This is a genomic window from Levilactobacillus wangkuiensis (genome assembly GCF_016861605.1).
Classification (GTDB): domain Bacteria; phylum Bacillota; class Bacilli; order Lactobacillales; family Lactobacillaceae; genus Levilactobacillus; species Levilactobacillus wangkuiensis.
Window position 1 is genome coordinate 181,998 of sequence record NZ_BOLM01000001.1, and the last position, 15,596, is coordinate 197,593.

The 15,596-nt window shown below is 50.1% G+C and carries 14 protein-coding genes; 12 read left to right on the forward strand and 2 right to left on the reverse strand.

Annotated features, from left to right (window positions below; all coding sequences use genetic code 11):
* Nucleotides 1–2: 2 nt before the first annotated feature.
* The 3 genes from JUF13_RS00715 to holA are packed head-to-tail and all read left to right on the forward strand — an operon-like array spanning nt 3 to nt 3,774.
* Nucleotides 3–482, forward strand: coding sequence for a ComE operon protein 2 (locus JUF13_RS00715; protein ID WP_203637305.1), 480 nt, complete (start codon nt 3–5; stop codon nt 480–482).
* Nucleotides 483–505: 23 nt separating this feature from the next.
* Nucleotides 506–2,749, forward strand: a complete 2,244-nt coding sequence (locus JUF13_RS00720; RefSeq protein WP_225893583.1) for a DNA internalization-related competence protein ComEC/Rec2 — start codon at nt 506–508, stop codon at nt 2,747–2,749.
* On the forward strand, nt 2,746–3,774 hold the full coding sequence (gene holA / locus JUF13_RS00725; RefSeq protein ID WP_203637306.1) for a DNA polymerase III subunit delta: 1,029 nt from the start codon (nt 2,746–2,748) through the stop codon (nt 3,772–3,774). The genes JUF13_RS00720 and holA overlap by 4 nt, the downstream gene beginning before the upstream one ends.
* A 120-nt stretch (nt 3,775–3,894) precedes the next feature.
* Here the strand turns inward: holA and rpsT are convergent, their stop codons facing one another.
* Nucleotides 3,895–4,149, reverse strand: a complete 255-nt coding sequence (gene rpsT / locus JUF13_RS00730; protein ID WP_125762965.1) for a 30S ribosomal protein S20 — start codon at nt 4,147–4,149, stop codon at nt 3,895–3,897.
* Nucleotides 4,150–4,426: 277 nt separating this feature from the next.
* Between rpsT and rpsO the strand changes: the two genes are divergently transcribed.
* From rpsO to JUF13_RS00770, 8 genes are all read left to right on the forward strand, one after another.
* Nucleotides 4,427–4,696, forward strand: coding sequence for a 30S ribosomal protein S15 (rpsO, locus tag JUF13_RS00735; protein WP_125762964.1), 270 nt, complete (start codon nt 4,427–4,429; stop codon nt 4,694–4,696).
* Nucleotides 4,697–4,904: 208 nt separating this feature from the next.
* Entirely contained in the window at nt 4,905–6,776 is a 1,872-nt protein-coding gene (locus JUF13_RS00740) for a ribonuclease J (RefSeq protein ID WP_203637307.1), read from the forward strand.
* Between the two features lie 80 nt (nt 6,777–6,856).
* Entirely contained in the window at nt 6,857–7,822 is a 966-nt protein-coding gene (locus JUF13_RS00745; RefSeq protein WP_203637308.1) for a hypothetical protein, read from the forward strand.
* A gap of 171 nt (nt 7,823–7,993) precedes the next feature.
* A complete protein-coding gene (gene tuf, locus JUF13_RS00750) occupies nt 7,994–9,184 on the forward strand; it encodes an elongation factor Tu (RefSeq protein WP_125762958.1) in 1,191 nt (396 codons plus the stop codon).
* A gap of 263 nt (nt 9,185–9,447) precedes the next feature.
* Complete coding sequence (gene tig, locus JUF13_RS00755) at nt 9,448–10,758, forward strand: trigger factor (RefSeq protein ID WP_203637309.1); 1,311 nt, start codon at nt 9,448–9,450, stop codon at nt 10,756–10,758.
* Between the two features lie 210 nt (nt 10,759–10,968).
* On the forward strand, nt 10,969–12,225 hold the full coding sequence (gene clpX, locus JUF13_RS00760; protein WP_203637383.1) for an ATP-dependent Clp protease ATP-binding subunit ClpX: 1,257 nt from the start codon (nt 10,969–10,971) through the stop codon (nt 12,223–12,225).
* A 187-nt stretch (nt 12,226–12,412) separates the two neighbouring features.
* Complete coding sequence (yihA, locus tag JUF13_RS00765) at nt 12,413–13,009, forward strand: ribosome biogenesis GTP-binding protein YihA/YsxC (protein WP_125762952.1); 597 nt, start codon at nt 12,413–12,415, stop codon at nt 13,007–13,009.
* A gap of 2 nt (nt 13,010–13,011) precedes the next feature.
* Nucleotides 13,012–13,311, forward strand: coding sequence for a nucleoside triphosphate pyrophosphohydrolase family protein (locus tag JUF13_RS00770; RefSeq protein WP_125762951.1), 300 nt, complete (start codon nt 13,012–13,014; stop codon nt 13,309–13,311).
* Between the two features lie 62 nt (nt 13,312–13,373).
* Here JUF13_RS00770 and JUF13_RS00775 read toward each other — a convergent pair whose 3' ends face one another.
* Nucleotides 13,374–13,562 carry an SPJ_0845 family protein gene (locus JUF13_RS00775; protein ID WP_125762950.1) on the reverse strand — a complete coding sequence of 63 codons (189 nt, stop codon included), beginning with the start codon at nt 13,560–13,562 and terminating at the stop codon, nt 13,374–13,376.
* 163 nt (nt 13,563–13,725) lie between these two features.
* On the opposite strand from JUF13_RS00775, the gene uvrC reads away from it, so the two are divergent.
* Nucleotides 13,726–15,543, forward strand: a complete 1,818-nt coding sequence (gene uvrC / locus JUF13_RS00780) for an excinuclease ABC subunit UvrC (protein WP_203637310.1) — start codon at nt 13,726–13,728, stop codon at nt 15,541–15,543.
* Nucleotides 15,544–15,596: the final 53 nt, after the last annotated feature.

A 15,596-nucleotide genomic window follows, 5' to 3' on the forward strand; every position in this document is an offset into this window, starting at 1 on the left:
TGATGAAACGAGAACGGATTCCTTGGGACCAATATTTTATGCTCCAAGCGCTAGTGATTTCCACGCGGAGCACCTGTAACCGGCTGGCGGTCGGGGCGACCGTGGTTCGGGACAAGCGCATCATTGCGGCGGGCTATAACGGGTCCGTTTCGGGCGATGATCATTGTTTAGATGAGGGCTGTTACATGGTTGACGGTCATTGCGTTCGGACGATTCATGCGGAAATGAATGCTATCTTACAGTGTGCCAAATTTGGCGAGGCAACGGATGGCGCAGAAATCTATGTCACGGACTTTCCGTGTCTCCAATGCACCAAGATGTTGCTGCAGGCCGGCATTCGCAAGATTACCTACATGCGAAGCTACCACAATGACCCATACGCCCAAAAGTTAATCGAGTTGAAGCATGTGATGTTAAACCAGGTGACCGTTGATCCGGCCTTATTGTCGACGTTGCCGTTTGATCAACCCAAACAAGGTTAGTGACGGCTGACCGTTGGTTCTTTATGAGTCTCCCTGTGGCGGCGCTGAGCGTGGTTATGGGTGGTCATCCATGGGCTGGTGCGCTCCTTCTCGGACTAATGTTGGCCCGAGTCTGGACGTTACGAGTACGGACCATCTGGGTACTGACGCTGGTCTTGCTCGGGTTATTTGGTGGACTCTGGGGGATGCGACAGGCCACACTAACACGCCGACAACTGCCATTTGCGACCCCGACACTGACCAATCGAACCTTACGTGTACAGCCGGACGCCGTGGTCCTGCGCGGAGCAGCCTACTATTTCGTGGCCCGAGATGTTGTGACCGGCGAAGGCTTAACGGTGCGGGGTGCGGTGAAAACGGCTGATGAGCTTCATCAATTGCAACGTGAGAGCCACGCAACTGTCTGGCGGGTGAGTGGGCAACAGCAAGGCATTTTGCCGGCCACAAATTTTAATCAGTTCGACGGTGCGGCTTACTGGCGGCACCGGGGAATCGTGAAGACGCTAAAGGTTACGGCCATCACCAGTCGGAAGCGGGCTAAATCCACGCTGACGTCGGGGTTTGCCGACTGGGGACATCATTGGCGAGCACGTCTGATTCAAGCCTGTGAGCGCCTGCCAGGGGCATTACGCGTCTATGCGTTGGGATTGTTACCAGGAGCCAAAGCAGCTGAGTCGGTGGCTGAGTTACAGGGGATGCAGCGCTTAGGCCTACTCCATTTATTTGCGATTTCGGGGCTCCACGTGGCGCTACTTTTGACGGCGGTCGAGTGGCTGTGTGTACACCTGCGACTACAGCGCGAGCACTGGGAGATGGGGATGCTTCTTGGCTTACCGGCTTACTTCATCTTGGCCGGCAGTGGGAGCGGTGTTCTCCGGGCTTGTTGGATGCGCGGCCTTCAATTGACGGGTAAACGCCTAGGCTGGCGACTGAGTAACTTAGATGCGTGGGCCCTGGCTTTTCTGGTAGGGCTGACGGTGAACCCCGGGTTACTATTTGAGCTGGGGAGTCAATTGAGCTATGGCTTGTCCCTGGGACTGATTTTGCTAAAGGATGAGTCCAAGGCCTGGCGACAGGTCGGCCTCACATTACTGGGTCTGCCCAGCCTCCTCAGCGGGTTGTTTCAGTGGCACAGTCTGACGTTACTAGCCAACTGGCTGGTAGCGCCGCTGTTTCCCATCGTCATTTTACCCGTGACGTTGTTGGGCACCGTGGCATTTCCCTGGTTGCCCGGTGTCAGTCGGTGGTGTGCTGGTTTATTGAAAGGTTTAGACGATGGTTTAGCCTGGTTGGCAACGTTACCCGGGAATGTGCCCTTTGGCAAACCGGCGTGGTGGGTGGCTTGGCTTTGGCTTGCTGGGACCTGGTGGCTGTTTACCCGAGCACCCCGGCAACGACGGCGGTGGGTTGGGATGTTGTTGGTGAGCTATGCGCTGGTCTACGGGGCGATTCACTTGCCGCTGTCGGGTGAAGTGGCTTACTTTGATGTGGGCCAGGGGGATAGCATTTTGTTGCGGACACCCTTTAACCGGCGAATATCCCTGATTGATACCGGCGGTCGCTTGGGCTTTCCGCAACCCGATTGGGTCCCGCCAACGCCGACCACGTACGGTGCAGAGCGGACAAATATCAATTACTTAAAGAGTCGGGGCATCGATCATGTGGATGATCTTTATCTGACGCATCATGATGCCGATCATATTGGGGACCTGCCAGCCTTTTTACAGGAGCTACGGGTCAAGCGACTTTTGGTTCCCGCGGGGATGGAGTCGGAACCAGGTTGGCAACGTTTATTGAAGAATAGTGCCACACCGGTCAAAATTGAACCCATTCAAGTGGGCAGTCCGGAGCCCCTATTGGTACGGCATCCTTATCACGCGGCACCAGCCGAAAATGAAAATTCCCTAGCGCTACAGGGAACCTTTGGCGGCCTAAATTTCCTGTTCATGGGGGATTTGGACCAGGCCGGTGAGCAGAAAATGTTGGTGGCGGACCCGCAGCTGCACACGGACGTGTTAAAATTAGGACATCACGGAAGCAAAACGGCGTCGGCCCCAGCCTTTATTGCCCAGCTAAAACCGAAGTGGGCAATTATTTCTGCGGGTCGACAGAACCGATATGGCCATCCGAATGTGGAGACCCTCACCACGCTGAGACAGAATCAGGTGCCAGCGGTGAGTACCCAAACGAGCGGGATGATCCGCTACGTTTATCGGGGGAAGCACGGGTATTGGCAAACTAAACTTAAAGGGGCACAAGTGTCGTGACAATCAATGAACTTTTAAAAACACTCGAACACGGGGGACAGTTGGCCAACGTTTATTTAATTTTAGGCCAAGCGGATTATCTGCAACGGCGGTTGAAGACGGGCTTCAAGAATAGCGTGCCGGCCGAAGAACAGACCATGAACTTTGCCAGTTATGACATGGATACGGTCCCACTGGCGGTCGCCCTGGACGATGCCATGGCGGCGCCGTTCTTTGGCGAACGTCGGGTCGTCTGCATCGACAACCCTCAATTTTTAACCGGAGAAACGAAGAAACAAAAGGTCGACCACGATATCGATAGTCTTCAAACCTACTTGGGCGCCCCCATGCCCAGCACGGTACTGGTCTTCTTTGCCCCGTACGAGAAGCTAGACGGCCGGAAGAAAGTCTCGAAGCAATTAAAAAAAGTTGCCACGACGATTGAAATCGGCAACTTTGCGGAGCGTGAGGTGCGGCAGTTTATTGAAGGACAGCTCAAGCAGGATGGCTATAGCATGGCACCGGCTGCGTTGAACGAATTGATTCAGCGGACCGACGCGGATCTGACCCTCATGATGAGTGAGTTGCCCAAGCTGGAACTCTTCTCCTTACCCAGCAAAACGATTGAGCTGGCGGCGGTCACCGGACTGGTGCGGCAGACCTTAACGCAAAATGTGTTTGACCTGGTCAACCGGGTCTTAGCCAAGGACACGGCCGGGGCAGTGACCCTATACCGAGAACTGCTACAGGCTAAGGAAGAACCCCTGCGAATCAATGCTATCCTGCAGGGACAATTTCGGCTGTTGATTCAGACGAAGGTTTTAGCCAAGCAGGGATACAGTCAGGGTAAGCTAGCCAGCATCTTAAAGGTGCACCCGTACCGAATCAAATTGGCGTTGCAGAGTCAACGGCGGTTTAAGTTGACCGATTTGAACCGGGCATACTTGGGGCTCTTCCGAGTCGAACAGCAGATGAAGTCGACGGCAATGGAACCAGAAATGCTGTTTTCATTATTCATGACGCAATTTGCGAGTCAAGTTGCCTAAGATTGATATACGTGGTGTCGGCAGGGGATGTCGGCACCTTTTTTAGACGACAAAAAAGGCGATTGACCACCGAAGTGGTCAATCGCCTGATTGCATCATCTAATCGTTTTGATTAATTGATTACTTAGCTAAACGTGCAGCCATCCGTGACTTGTCACGGGCAGCCTTGTTACGCTTGATCAAGCCCTTTGAAGCGGCCTTGTCAACTGCAGCACTAGCTTGACGGAATAAGTCTTCCGCGTTGTCGGCACCGGCGGTCTTAGCTTGTTCAAAACGCTTAACGGCAGTCCGCATAGTGCTCAATTGAGCAGAGTTACGTTCGTTAGCCTTAACGTTGGTCTTGGCACGTTCGATTGCTGATTTGATAATTGGCATGAAAATTTCACCTCCGAATGAGAAATCCTTTGTACCGGAAATCTTAATTTCAACGTATGTAATTATACAGAAGGCCGGGGCCGAATGCAAGACCCTGTTGCGATAAATGTAAAGTAATTTTACTTGATAGGCAATCGGGGAAAAAACTTGCACTTTATCGGCAAGTCCCGTATAGTAGATAACTGTGCTTAAGCACAAACCTCTAACTTAGTTCGCCAGGCGGCCACCGCCGACTTACTCAGTTTGGGGCAATTATTTGAAGGGTGGTATATTTACCATGGCTATTAGTCAAGCAAAGAAAAACGAAATCATCAAGCAATACGCTCGTCACGAAGGTGACACTGGTTCTACCGAAGTCCAAGTCGCTGTTTTGACCGCTGATATCAACGAAATCAACGTTCATATGCAACAACACCGGAAAGACTTCCACTCACAACGTGGTTTGATGAAGAAGATTGGTCACCGTCGTAACCTTTTGGCTTACTTACGGAAGACTGATTCTCAACGTTACCGTGAATTAATCAAGAGCTTAGGCCTGCGTCGTTAATTCGTCGCACCGGAGTCCCTTGCCAGAAATGGCGAGGGGCTTTTTCTTTTGCCTCAACTATCATCTTAGTACTGCAAACGGTTAAAGTGTGGTAAACTGAAGAAAGTTTAATCATGGACGAATCTGGGTTATTCTACCCAGCATAAAGTACTGGTGATCAATACCAGGATTGAATTAAAAACTATTGAAGATATCTTGAGGTGAACTTATGAGTGCGAAGATTAAGATTATCCCGTTTGGCGGTGTCCGCGAAAATGGGAAGAACATGTACGCCGTCGATGTTAACGGCGGAATTTATATTTTAGATTGTGGTTTAAAATACCCGGAAAATGAATTGTTGGGGATTGACGTGGTCATTCCTGACTGGGCTTACTTACGTGAAAATAAGGATCGGATCGTGGCGGTCTTCTTGACCCACGGCCATGCCGATGCGATTGGGGCGTTACCTTACTTCTTAAGCGAATTTAACGTACCCGTCTTTGGGTCCGAAATGACGATTGCCTTAGCTAAAATTGGCGTCGAAGCTGAACCCAAAATCAAAGATTACGATGATTTTCACATTATTGATGAAAAAACGGAAATCGACTTCGGTGACGTGGTGGTTTCCTTCTTCTCAACGACCCATTCCATTCCAGAATCATTGGGAATTGATCTGAAGACTGACGAAGGCCAAATCATCTACACTGGTGACTTTAAATTTGACCAAACCGCTAAGCCAGGCTACCAAACCGACTATGCGCGGTTAGGGAGCATTGGTCAGGCCGGGGTGCTCGCAGTCTTGAGCGACTCCGCCAACGCCGAAAATCCAGCGATGAATGCCTCGGAGCAAACGATTGCGGAAGACATTGAAGAAACTTTCCACTACAGAGATGGCCGCGTGGTCGTTGCTTGTGTGGCTTCGAACATTCTGCGGATTCAACAGGTCTTTGATGCGGCTGCTAAAACCGGACGGAAGGTCTGCCTGACCGGACAAGACCTGGAAAAAATCGTGAACACGGCGATGAAGCTGGGCAAATTGGTCTTTGACGATGATTTATTAGTCACGACCGCCCAACTGGACAGTCTGTCACCAGCCGAAACAGTTATCCTGCAAACTGGTAAGATGGGTGAACCCATCAAGGCAATTCAACGGATGGCCAACAAACAAGAAAAAGACTTAAATATCCTGGAGGGTGACTTGGTCTACATCACGACCACGCCATCCCATGCCATGGATACGACGGTTGCACAGACCCGCGACATGATTTACCGGGCCGGTGGCGAAGTCAAGGCTATTTCAGATGACCTGAATTCATCAGGCCACGCTTACAAACGCGACCTGCAATTAATGCTGAACCTGTTGAAGCCACAGTACCTGGTCCCAATTCAAGGGGAATACCGGTTACTGAATGCTCACGCTGAAGCGGCCCAGGAGTTGGGCATGCCCGCTGACCATATCTTTATTCTGGCCAAGGGTGACGTGTTGACCTATGACAAGGGCAACATGGGCTTAGGCGAAGGCATCGACGTCAGCGATACCATGATTGACGGTATCGGTGTTGGTGACATCGGGAACATTGTCTTACGTGACCGGAAAGTCTTGGCCGACGACGGGATCTTTATCGCCGTGGTCACCATTGACCGCAAGAAGAAGCAAATCGTGGCGGATCCTAAGATTACCTCACGTGGCTTTGTTTACGTGAAGGCTAACAAGGACCTGATGCAAGAGAGTGGTCAAATCATCCGGAAGGCTGTTCAAAATAATTTGGACAACAAAGAGTTTGATTGGGGTCACCTCAAGCAGGATGTGCGGGAACATTTGAGTCATTACCTCTTTGAACAAACGCACCGGCGTCCCGTGATTCTGCCCGTGATCATGGAAGTTAACCAACATCACCGGCGGAGTACCAGCAAGGCAAAGGATGGCAGTAAGGAAGAAACGCCTGCTACCCAACCCAAGCCTAAGGCTAAAAAGAAGCCAGCCAAGGCCAAAGAGACAAAACAACCAGCCAAGGCAGAAAAAACGGCGAATAAGCCACACCGTAATCGGAAACGGCATCACAGCAACAAACCGGCCGCAACGACCGACCAACAAGCTTAACTAAATGAGCGGGCCTCCTACCGATTCGGCAGGGGTCCGTTTTGAGTTGGCGATGAGATACCCCCAAAGGAGGAAGACCCATGTCAAATTTTCATAGTCCGGCGGCTCGTGATGAGGCCTATCAGAAGGCCGTAGCGGCGTTTGAAAGTCGTCAGTGGTCAATCGCTAGTGACCTCTTCGAAACGCTCTATCAGGACCAACAAACGGCCAAATTAAACCGCTATGTGGTCGCCAGTCTTTACCACGACCAGAAATATCTGATGGCCGAACAATATGCGGCCGAGCAGAACAGCGTTTATTTGACGTCAGCCAAAGATTTTCAGCTCCGGCTGGACGTGGCCCTGAAGAATCAACAATTTATTTTTGCTCGTGAATTCTGTGCCCTAGCTGCAGCCGAAACTTGGCGAGCAGGGGGCCTGGCCCAAATCGAAGCAGCCGAGGCGGCCTCAACCGAGTCCCTCGCGGCAACGCAACGGGTAATTGCCAAACAATTCTATCACCTGGGGGATGTCCCCTTTAACGAGCAACGGGAGCGCTTGGAACATGCTCGTCAGCTGCCGCTAGCCATGTACTTGCAGGGTGTGCAGTATCTGCTGGTCGATCCCTTTTTGCACCCCTTACTGCGGGCAGACCTGCTGGAGGGCCTCATGCGGCTACACGTCGATCAGACGGTCAAACTACACTGGTTAGATGATCAGATCTACACTGTGGCCGTGAAGGAACTCCAGCCAGTGGGGACGAGCAAGGCCGCTGTGGCGTTTCAGAAATACTTGCAGGAAGATCTAGGCCAGCAAGATCCGATGCTGGCAGCCAACCTGCAGCAAACGATTACGTTACAGCTGATGATGCTGTACCCATTCATTGATCGGACCATCACGGATCCGGTCAGTTGGGCGCAAACCATTGCGGGATTGCCCCTGACGTCCACCGTTTCTGAAGAAATGATTAAGGAAATGCAAGACTGGCAAACCATGCTAAACCGCTTCATGGCGGAACTCTTCGATGTAATCGGGGGACAAAATCCCGAAAATCCCGAAAATGAGTGAAATTTTAGTTTACAAATAATTCTTCAGCATATATACTGGTCAAGGATTCTTTTTTGGGAGGGTTCCAGCTTTCCCTTTCTGAAAAGAAGTAGTATAATTTTACGCAAAGGGTAGTTTGTTTTCTTCGGAAGATAAATTGCGCTTGCGATAAAATACAGGAGGGTTTCATTAATGGCTGAAAAAGAACATTATGAAAGAACTAAACCCCATGTAAATATTGGTACTATTGGCCATATTGACCATGGGAAAACGACGTTAACTGCTGCAATCACTAAGGTACTTGCTAGCAAAGGTTTAGCAAAAGCCGAAGATTACGCTGATATCGATGCTGCTCCAGAAGAACGTGAACGTGGTATCACGATCAACACCGCTCACGTTGAATACGAAACGGAAAAGCGTCACTATGCGCATATCGATGCCCCAGGACATGCTGACTACATCAAGAACATGATCACCGGTGCTGCCCAAATGGACGGTGCTATCTTGGTTGTTGCCGCTACTGATGGCCCTATGCCACAAACCCGTGAACACATTTTGCTTGCTCGCCAAGTGGGTGTTGAATACATCATCGTCTTCTTAAACAAGACTGATCTTGTTGACGACGACGAACTTGTCGACTTAGTTGAAATGGAAGTTCGTGAGTTGCTTTCAGAATACGATTACCCTGGTGATGACATTCCTGTTATCCGCGGTTCTGCTTTGAAGGCTCTCGAAGGCGACGAAGAACAAGAAAAGGTTATCCTTCACTTGATGGATGTTGTTGATGATTACATCCCAACTCCAGAACGTGAAAACGACAAGCCATTCTTGATGCCAGTTGAAGACGTCTTCACGATCACTGGTCGTGGGACTGTTGCTTCTGGTCGTATCGACCGTGGGATGGTTAAGGTTGGTGACGAAGTCGAAATCGTTGGTTTACATGACGACGTATTGAAGACGACTGTTACTGGTCTTGAAATGTTCCGTAAGACGTTGGACCTTGGTGAAGCCGGGGATAACGTTGGTGCATTGCTCCGTGGGATTAACCGTGAACAAGTTGTTCGTGGACAAGTTTTGGCTAAGCCAGGCTCGATCCAAACGCACAAGGAGTTCAAGGGTGAAGTCTACATCTTGAGCAAAGAAGAAGGTGGCCGTCATACGCCATTCTTCTCCAACTACCGTCCACAATTCTACTTCCACACCACTGATATCACTGGTGTTATTGAATTGCCTGATGGCGTTGAAATGGTTATGCCTGGTGACAACGTGACGTTCACTGTTGAACTGATCCAACCAGCTGCCATTGAAAAGGGTACGAAGTTCACTGTTCGTGAAGGTGGCCACACCGTTGGTGCCGGTACCGTTACGGAAATTGACGACTAATTTTAATTAATTAGGGTATCTGCAAGAGGGGTCGAAAAGTTTATCTTTTCGGTCCCTTTTGTTTTGACCAGAAATTCAAACCCGTGTTCAGTGGTCAACGGTTTCAATTTGTGAATTTTCTGCGAAAATATGCAAAGAATCCGCGCCATTCACGGTGTTTCGGCAAAAATCATTTTACAATTTGGGCGCCATAAGGTACACTAATACAGTATGCAATTGCTAGAATTGTAAATAGTAATATCTTTCATTTCGGAGGGAAAATAATGGCTGCAAAGTGGGAAAAAAAGGAAGCTACTAAAGGCGAACTGACCTTTGAAATTGCTCCTGATAAGATTAAGGAAGGCTTGGACAAAGCATTCCAACAAACTAAGAAGAATTTAGCGGTTCCAGGTTTCCGTAAGGGCCGGGTTCCACGTCAAATCTTCAACCAAATGTACGGTGAAGAAGCACTCTACCAAGACGCTTTAAACATTGTCTTGCCAGAAGCTTATGAAGCTGCTATCAAAGAAGCTGGCATCGAACCAGTCGACCAACCCCAAGTGGATGTTGAATCCATGGACAAGGGTAAGGCTTGGGTCTTAAAGGCTGACGTTACGGTTAAGCCTGACGTTAAGCTTGGTGAATACAAGGGCCTTAGCGTTACTAAGCAAAACACCCGTGTTTACCAAAAGGACATTGACGCTGAATTAGAAAAGCAACGTCAACAACAAGCTGAATTAGTCTTGAAAGAAGACGAAGCCGCTGCTAAGGGCGATACGGTTGTTATCGACTTTGACGGTTACGTTGACGGCAAGCAATTCGACGGTGGTAAGGCTGATAACTACTCCCTGGAATTGGGCTCTAACTCCTTCATTCCTGGCTTCGAAGACCAATTAGTTGGTCACAAGGCTGGCGAAAACGTGGACGTTAAGGTTACCTTCCCTAAGGACTACCAAGCCGAAGACTTACGTGACAAGGAAGCCACTTTCAAGGTTACCATCCACGAAGTTAAGGAAAAGCAATTGCCTGACTTAGACGATGAATTCGCTAAGGATGTTGACGAAGACGTTGACAGCTTAGAAGAATTAAAGGCTAAGACTAAAGACAACTTAAAGGAACAAAAGACGACTGCTGCTCACGAAGCCATCGAAGACGAAGCCATCAGTGAAGCTGTTGACAACGCTGAAATCGCTGAAATCCCAGCAGCTATGTTGAAGGATGACATCGATCGTCAAATGGATCAATACCTGGCTAACATGCAACAACAAGGTATCGAACCTAAGATGTACTTCCAATTGACTGGTACGACCGAAGACGACTTGCGTAAGCAATTCACTGACGGTGCAGACAAGCGGGTTAAGACCAACTTGGTTCTGGAAGCCGTTGTTGCAGCCGAAAAGATCGAACCTTCCGAAGACGAAGTTGCTGCTGAAGTCAAGGACTTAGCTGCCCAATACGGTATGGAAGAAAGTGCTGTTCGCAGTGCCCTTTCAGATGACATGTTGAAGCATGATATCGCCATCAAGAGTGCCGTTGACTTAATTGCCGACTCCGCTAAGCAAGACAAGAAGAAGGATGCCGAAGACGACGAATAATCGTTGCCGCTAGACATGACCGGGACGACAGGCGCTGTTGTTCCGGTTTTTTTATATCTCAAACTTGTCATGCGAGGCAAAATAATTTTCAGGTGCCGTCAACTGTGGTATAGTACACGATTGATGGGGAACCTGATTAGTTCGACGGGTTTACTGAGCAAAACGAATCATTTAATTAAGGCTTAAGCCTGGAGAGAAAGGGTGAGTTTATTGTTTGAAAACACCGACGAAACGAATGGCCCAGTAACGTGCTCATTCTGTGGGAAATCACAAGATCAAGTAGAGAAAATTGTTGCTGGTCCAGGTGTTTACATCTGTAACGAATGCATCGACCTCTGTAAAGAGATTGTTGATGAAGAATACAGTCAAGACGCCGCACAAGAAACCTTAGAAGTGCCCAAGCCAGCTGAAATCGTCAAGACACTTGACGACTACGTCATTGGGCAAAGCGAAGCTAAGCGGACGCTTTCAGTGGCCGTTTACAACCACTACAAGCGGGTCAATGAAATGGCGCAAGCCGACAGTGACGGCCCTGAATTGCAGAAGAGTAACATCGCTGTGATTGGACCTACTGGTTCTGGGAAGACTTACCTGGCCCAAAGCCTGGCTAAGATTTTGAACGTGCCATTTGCCATTGCCGATGCCACGACCCTGACCGAAGCCGGTTATGTGGGTGAAGACGTTGAAAACATCCTGTTGAAGCTCTTGCAAAGCGCCGATTACGACGTTGAACGGGCTGAAAAGGGCATCATCTACATCGATGAAATTGATAAGATTGCCAAGAAGGCCGAAAACGTTTCGATTACGCGTGACGTTTCCGGTGAAGGGGTCCAACAGGCCCTGCTGAAGATTTTGGAAGGCACGATTGCCAACGTTCCGCCTCAGGGTGGTCGGAAGCATCCCCAACAAGAATTCATTCAAATTGACACGACCAACATCTTATTCATCGTTGGTGGGGCCTTTGATGGAATTGACGGTATCGTTAAGCGACGTTTGGGTGACCAGACGATTGGTTTCGGTGCCGACACCAAGGAACAAAACGTGTTGGCCTCAGGCGATAGCTTGATGCAACACGTCATTCCAGAAGACCTCTTACAATTCGGGTTGATTCCTGAATTTATTGGTCGGTTACCAATTCTTACGGCACTGGAAAAGCTGGACGAGAACGACTTGGTCCGGATTTTGACAGAACCTAAGAACGCGTTGGTCAAGCAATATGAAAAGTTATTGTCCTTGGACAACGTTGAGCTCAAGTTCCAACCAGCCGCCTTACGTGAAATGGCCAAGTTGGCCATCGCACGGAACACGGGTGCTCGGGGCTTGCGGTCAATCATTGAAGACGTGATGCGCGATATCATGTTTGACCTGCCAAGTCGTAACGACGTGGCCGGGGTCGTCATTACGGCCGACACGGTTACCAACCATGCCGAACCGGAACTGATCTTGAAGGATCAAAAGGCGTCATAATTTTTGAGTTACCGGGAGTCGGGGCGAAGGCCTTGGCTCCTTTTTTCGTGGCACGGATTTTACAATTAAAAAAATTTCGGTGCCCGTCATGGCTGGCTTCCACGACGTCGCTTCAGAAATTTTGCGATGTGGCTAGTCGTTCTGTGTTAAAATGGTGAAAGATATTTTGGAGAGGATGGACTAACTAATGGAAGTCAATCATGTGGAATTAGTCATGAGCGCGGTAGACCCCGTGCAGTACCCAACGACGGGGTACCCAGAGATTGCGCTGGTCGGTCGTTCTAACGTGGGTAAATCCTCACTAACGAACGTTCTGATCAACCGGAACTCTTATGCCCGGACGTCGAGTCAACCAGGGAAGACACAAACCCTGAACTTTTATAACGTGGAGGACCAACTCTACTTCGTTGACGTCCCCGGTTATGGCTATGCCAAGGTTTCAAAGTCAGAACGGGAAAAGTGGGGCAACATGATCGAAACCTACCTGACCCAACGTGACCAGTTAAAAGGGGTCGTTTCCCTCGTGGATGCCCGTCACGCGCCAACTGAGGACGATGTGACCATGTATCAATGGCTGGCTTACTACGGCTTACCAACGCTGATCGTTGCCACCAAGAGTGACAAGATTGCGCGTGGCAAGTGGAACCAAGCGGTTAGCTTGATCAAGAAGACGATGGACCTGCCTAGCGATGCGGACAACATCATCATGTTCTCGGCACCCAAGAAGATTGGGAAGGATGCCGTCTGGAACTGGATCGAGCAACAAGCCTTTGGGGAGGAATAAATTTGGAATTTAACGAATATCAAAAAGCTGCGAACCGGACGCTGTACGGCAACGAACAGGTCCTGACGAATTGTGCGCTGGGCCTAGCCGGCGAAACGGGCCAGGTCGTTGATTTGGTTAAAAATTACACCTTCCACGGCAAGGACCTGGATCACGACGCCATCGTCAAAGAAATGGGCGACGTGCTGTGGTACCTGAGCCAGATTTCCCAGTGGGCCGACATCGACTTCGATGAGGTCGCTCAGGATAACATCAAGCGGCTTAACGCGCGTTATCCGCACGGGTATCAACCGAACCACTAAATTCGCGTAAACAAAAAGGTCTCACGGAAAATTTTCCGCGAGACCTTTTTTGGCACAACGACCTAGTCGTGTTCGTGCTTCTTTTCATGTTTGATCTGATCGTCCTTGATCAGGCCCTTACCCTTTTTGTCGTTCTTGTGTTCGTCGTTGCGCTTCAGGAACTTGTCACGCTTAACGTCGGTCGGGTCCATTTGGGCAAACTTACCGAACATGGAATCCAGGTCGTCTTGACGCTTGACTTTCAATGCCAAATCGAACCACCTCCTTGCTTTTTCAGTAATCATAGCAGAATTCGGCGGATTTGTCATTTTTTCGGCCGCGACGGTGGTACGGGGGCTTTCGCTTGCACCAAACAAACATTCGTTTTATAATTTAAAGGCTAATCTAAACGATAAAAAACGGGAGGGATTTTCCTTGGCGTCGGAATATTTAGAACACAAGCTAGCCTTACTGCCGGGCCTTCCCGGCTGCTACTTGATGAAGAACATCAACAGTCAGATCATCTACGTGGGGAAGGCAAAGAACCTGAAGAACCGGGTGCGCTCGTATTTCAAGAGCAGCCATACCGGAAAGACGGCCCAGCTGGTCAGTGAAATCGTGGACTTTGAAACGATCATCACCTCGACCGACAAGGAAGCCTTCCTGTTAGAAATCACCCTGATTCAAAAGCACCAACCCTACTTCAACATTAAATTAAAGCGGGGGACCGGTTATCCCTACATTAAAATCACCAATGAACGCGACCCCCAACTCTTGCTGGTCAGTGACATTCGCAAGGATGGGGCCTACTACTTTGGCCCGTACCCCAACGTGTACGCTGCGGAGGAGACCATGCACTTTCTGCAGAAGGTCTACCCCTTACGGCGGTGCACCGGCTTTCAGGGGCGGCCGTGTCTGTACTATCACATGGGTCAATGCCTGGGTGCCTGCTTCCAAGAGGTGCCGGAAGAGGCCTATGCCAAGCAGATTCGCAAGATCAAGTCCTTCTTAAACGGCAACGTGGCCCACGCCAAGAAGGAACTCGCGACGCGGATGGACAAGGCCGCTGGTGAGATGGAATACGAACGGGCTGCCGATCTGCGTGACCAGATTCGGTACATTGAAGCCACGGTTGAAAAACAAAAGATCATTTCCAATGACAATACGCCCCGGGATATCTTCAACTTCTACCTGGATAAGGGGTGGTTGTCGATTCAGGTCTTCTTCATTCGGCAGGCCCGCTTGATGAAGCGGGAGAAGCGGCTCTTTCCCGTCGTGAACTCCGCCGAAGAAGAATTGGCGAGCTTTATTGTACAGTTCTATCAACGGAAGAATACGGTGCTCCCGCGGGAAATCTTGGTGCCGGCCAGCATTGACCACGACGTCATCGAGGAACTGCTCAAGGTGCCCGTCAGAACGCCGCAGCGGGGCACCAAACGAGATTTGCTGGAGATGGCCGGAAAGAACGCCAAACTGGTCTTAGACGAGAAGTTTCGGCTGCTGGAGCTGGATGAAAGTAAGACTACAGGTGCCATGAAGGAAATCACCGATGCTTTGGGCATTGCGCCCGGACACAAGATTGAGGCCTTTGACCATTCACACATTCAGGGGGCCGACTTGGTCTCCGCAATGGTCGTGTTCGTTGATGGTCAACCCAACAAAAAGTTATATCGGAAATATAAATTACGGACGGTGGATCACGCGGATGAAACCGCCAGTACCCTGGAAGTCATTCGCCGGCGGTATGGTCGGCTCTTAAAGGAGCATGGTGCCATGCCGGACCTGATTTTGATGGATGGGGGCGACATTCAAATGAATGCCGTCAAGGAGGTCTTAGCCGACGAATTTGACCTCCACATTCCGGTCGCCGGGATGGTCAAGAACGACCACCATAAGACGGCCGACCTGTTGTTTGGTCCCAACGATGCGCATATCCATTTGGACCCCAAGAGCCAGGGCTTCTACCTGGTCCAGCGGATTCAAGATGAGGTCCACCGGTTTGCGATTACCTTTCATCGGCAGGTCCACACCAAGCACTCGCTGAGTTCCCGGCTGGACCGCATCCCGGGTGTGGGGCCGAAGACGCGGAATAAACTGCTGCGGAAATTTGGCTCGACCAAGAAAATCGGTGAGGCTTCCGTGGATGACTTGCGGGGTCTGGGAATCAGTGAGCCCGTGGCCCAAACGATCCACATCACGCTGGCAAGCGAAACAGCCGAAATAAAAAGCCCCCGGACGCCAACGAAACTTTGACGTGGCGACCGTTTGCCGGTATACTGGCTAGCAGGAGTCTTAGAGAGAAAGCA

Excerpts from the sequence above, each read along its gene's own strand:
- rpsT (WP_125762965.1), bottom strand. The coding sequence starts at position 4,149 with ATGCCAATTATCAAATCAGCAATCGAACGTGCCAAGACCAACGTTAAG.
- JUF13_RS00715 (WP_203637305.1), top strand. The coding sequence starts at position 3 with ATGAAACGAGAACGGATTCCTTGGGACCAATATTTTATGCTCCAAGCG.
- yihA (WP_125762952.1), top strand. The coding sequence starts at position 12,413 with ATGGAAGTCAATCATGTGGAATTAGTCATGAGCGCGGTAGACCCCGTG.
- rpsO (WP_125762964.1), top strand. The coding sequence starts at position 4,427 with ATGGCTATTAGTCAAGCAAAGAAAAACGAAATCATCAAGCAATACGCT.
- tuf (WP_125762958.1), top strand. The coding sequence starts at position 7,994 with ATGGCTGAAAAAGAACATTATGAAAGAACTAAACCCCATGTAAATATT.
- JUF13_RS00720 (WP_225893583.1), top strand. The coding sequence starts at position 506 with ATGAGTCTCCCTGTGGCGGCGCTGAGCGTGGTTATGGGTGGTCATCCA.
- JUF13_RS00740 (WP_203637307.1), top strand. The coding sequence starts at position 4,905 with ATGAGTGCGAAGATTAAGATTATCCCGTTTGGCGGTGTCCGCGAAAAT.
- tig (WP_203637309.1), top strand. The coding sequence starts at position 9,448 with ATGGCTGCAAAGTGGGAAAAAAAGGAAGCTACTAAAGGCGAACTGACC.
- JUF13_RS00745 (WP_203637308.1), top strand. The coding sequence starts at position 6,857 with ATGTCAAATTTTCATAGTCCGGCGGCTCGTGATGAGGCCTATCAGAAG.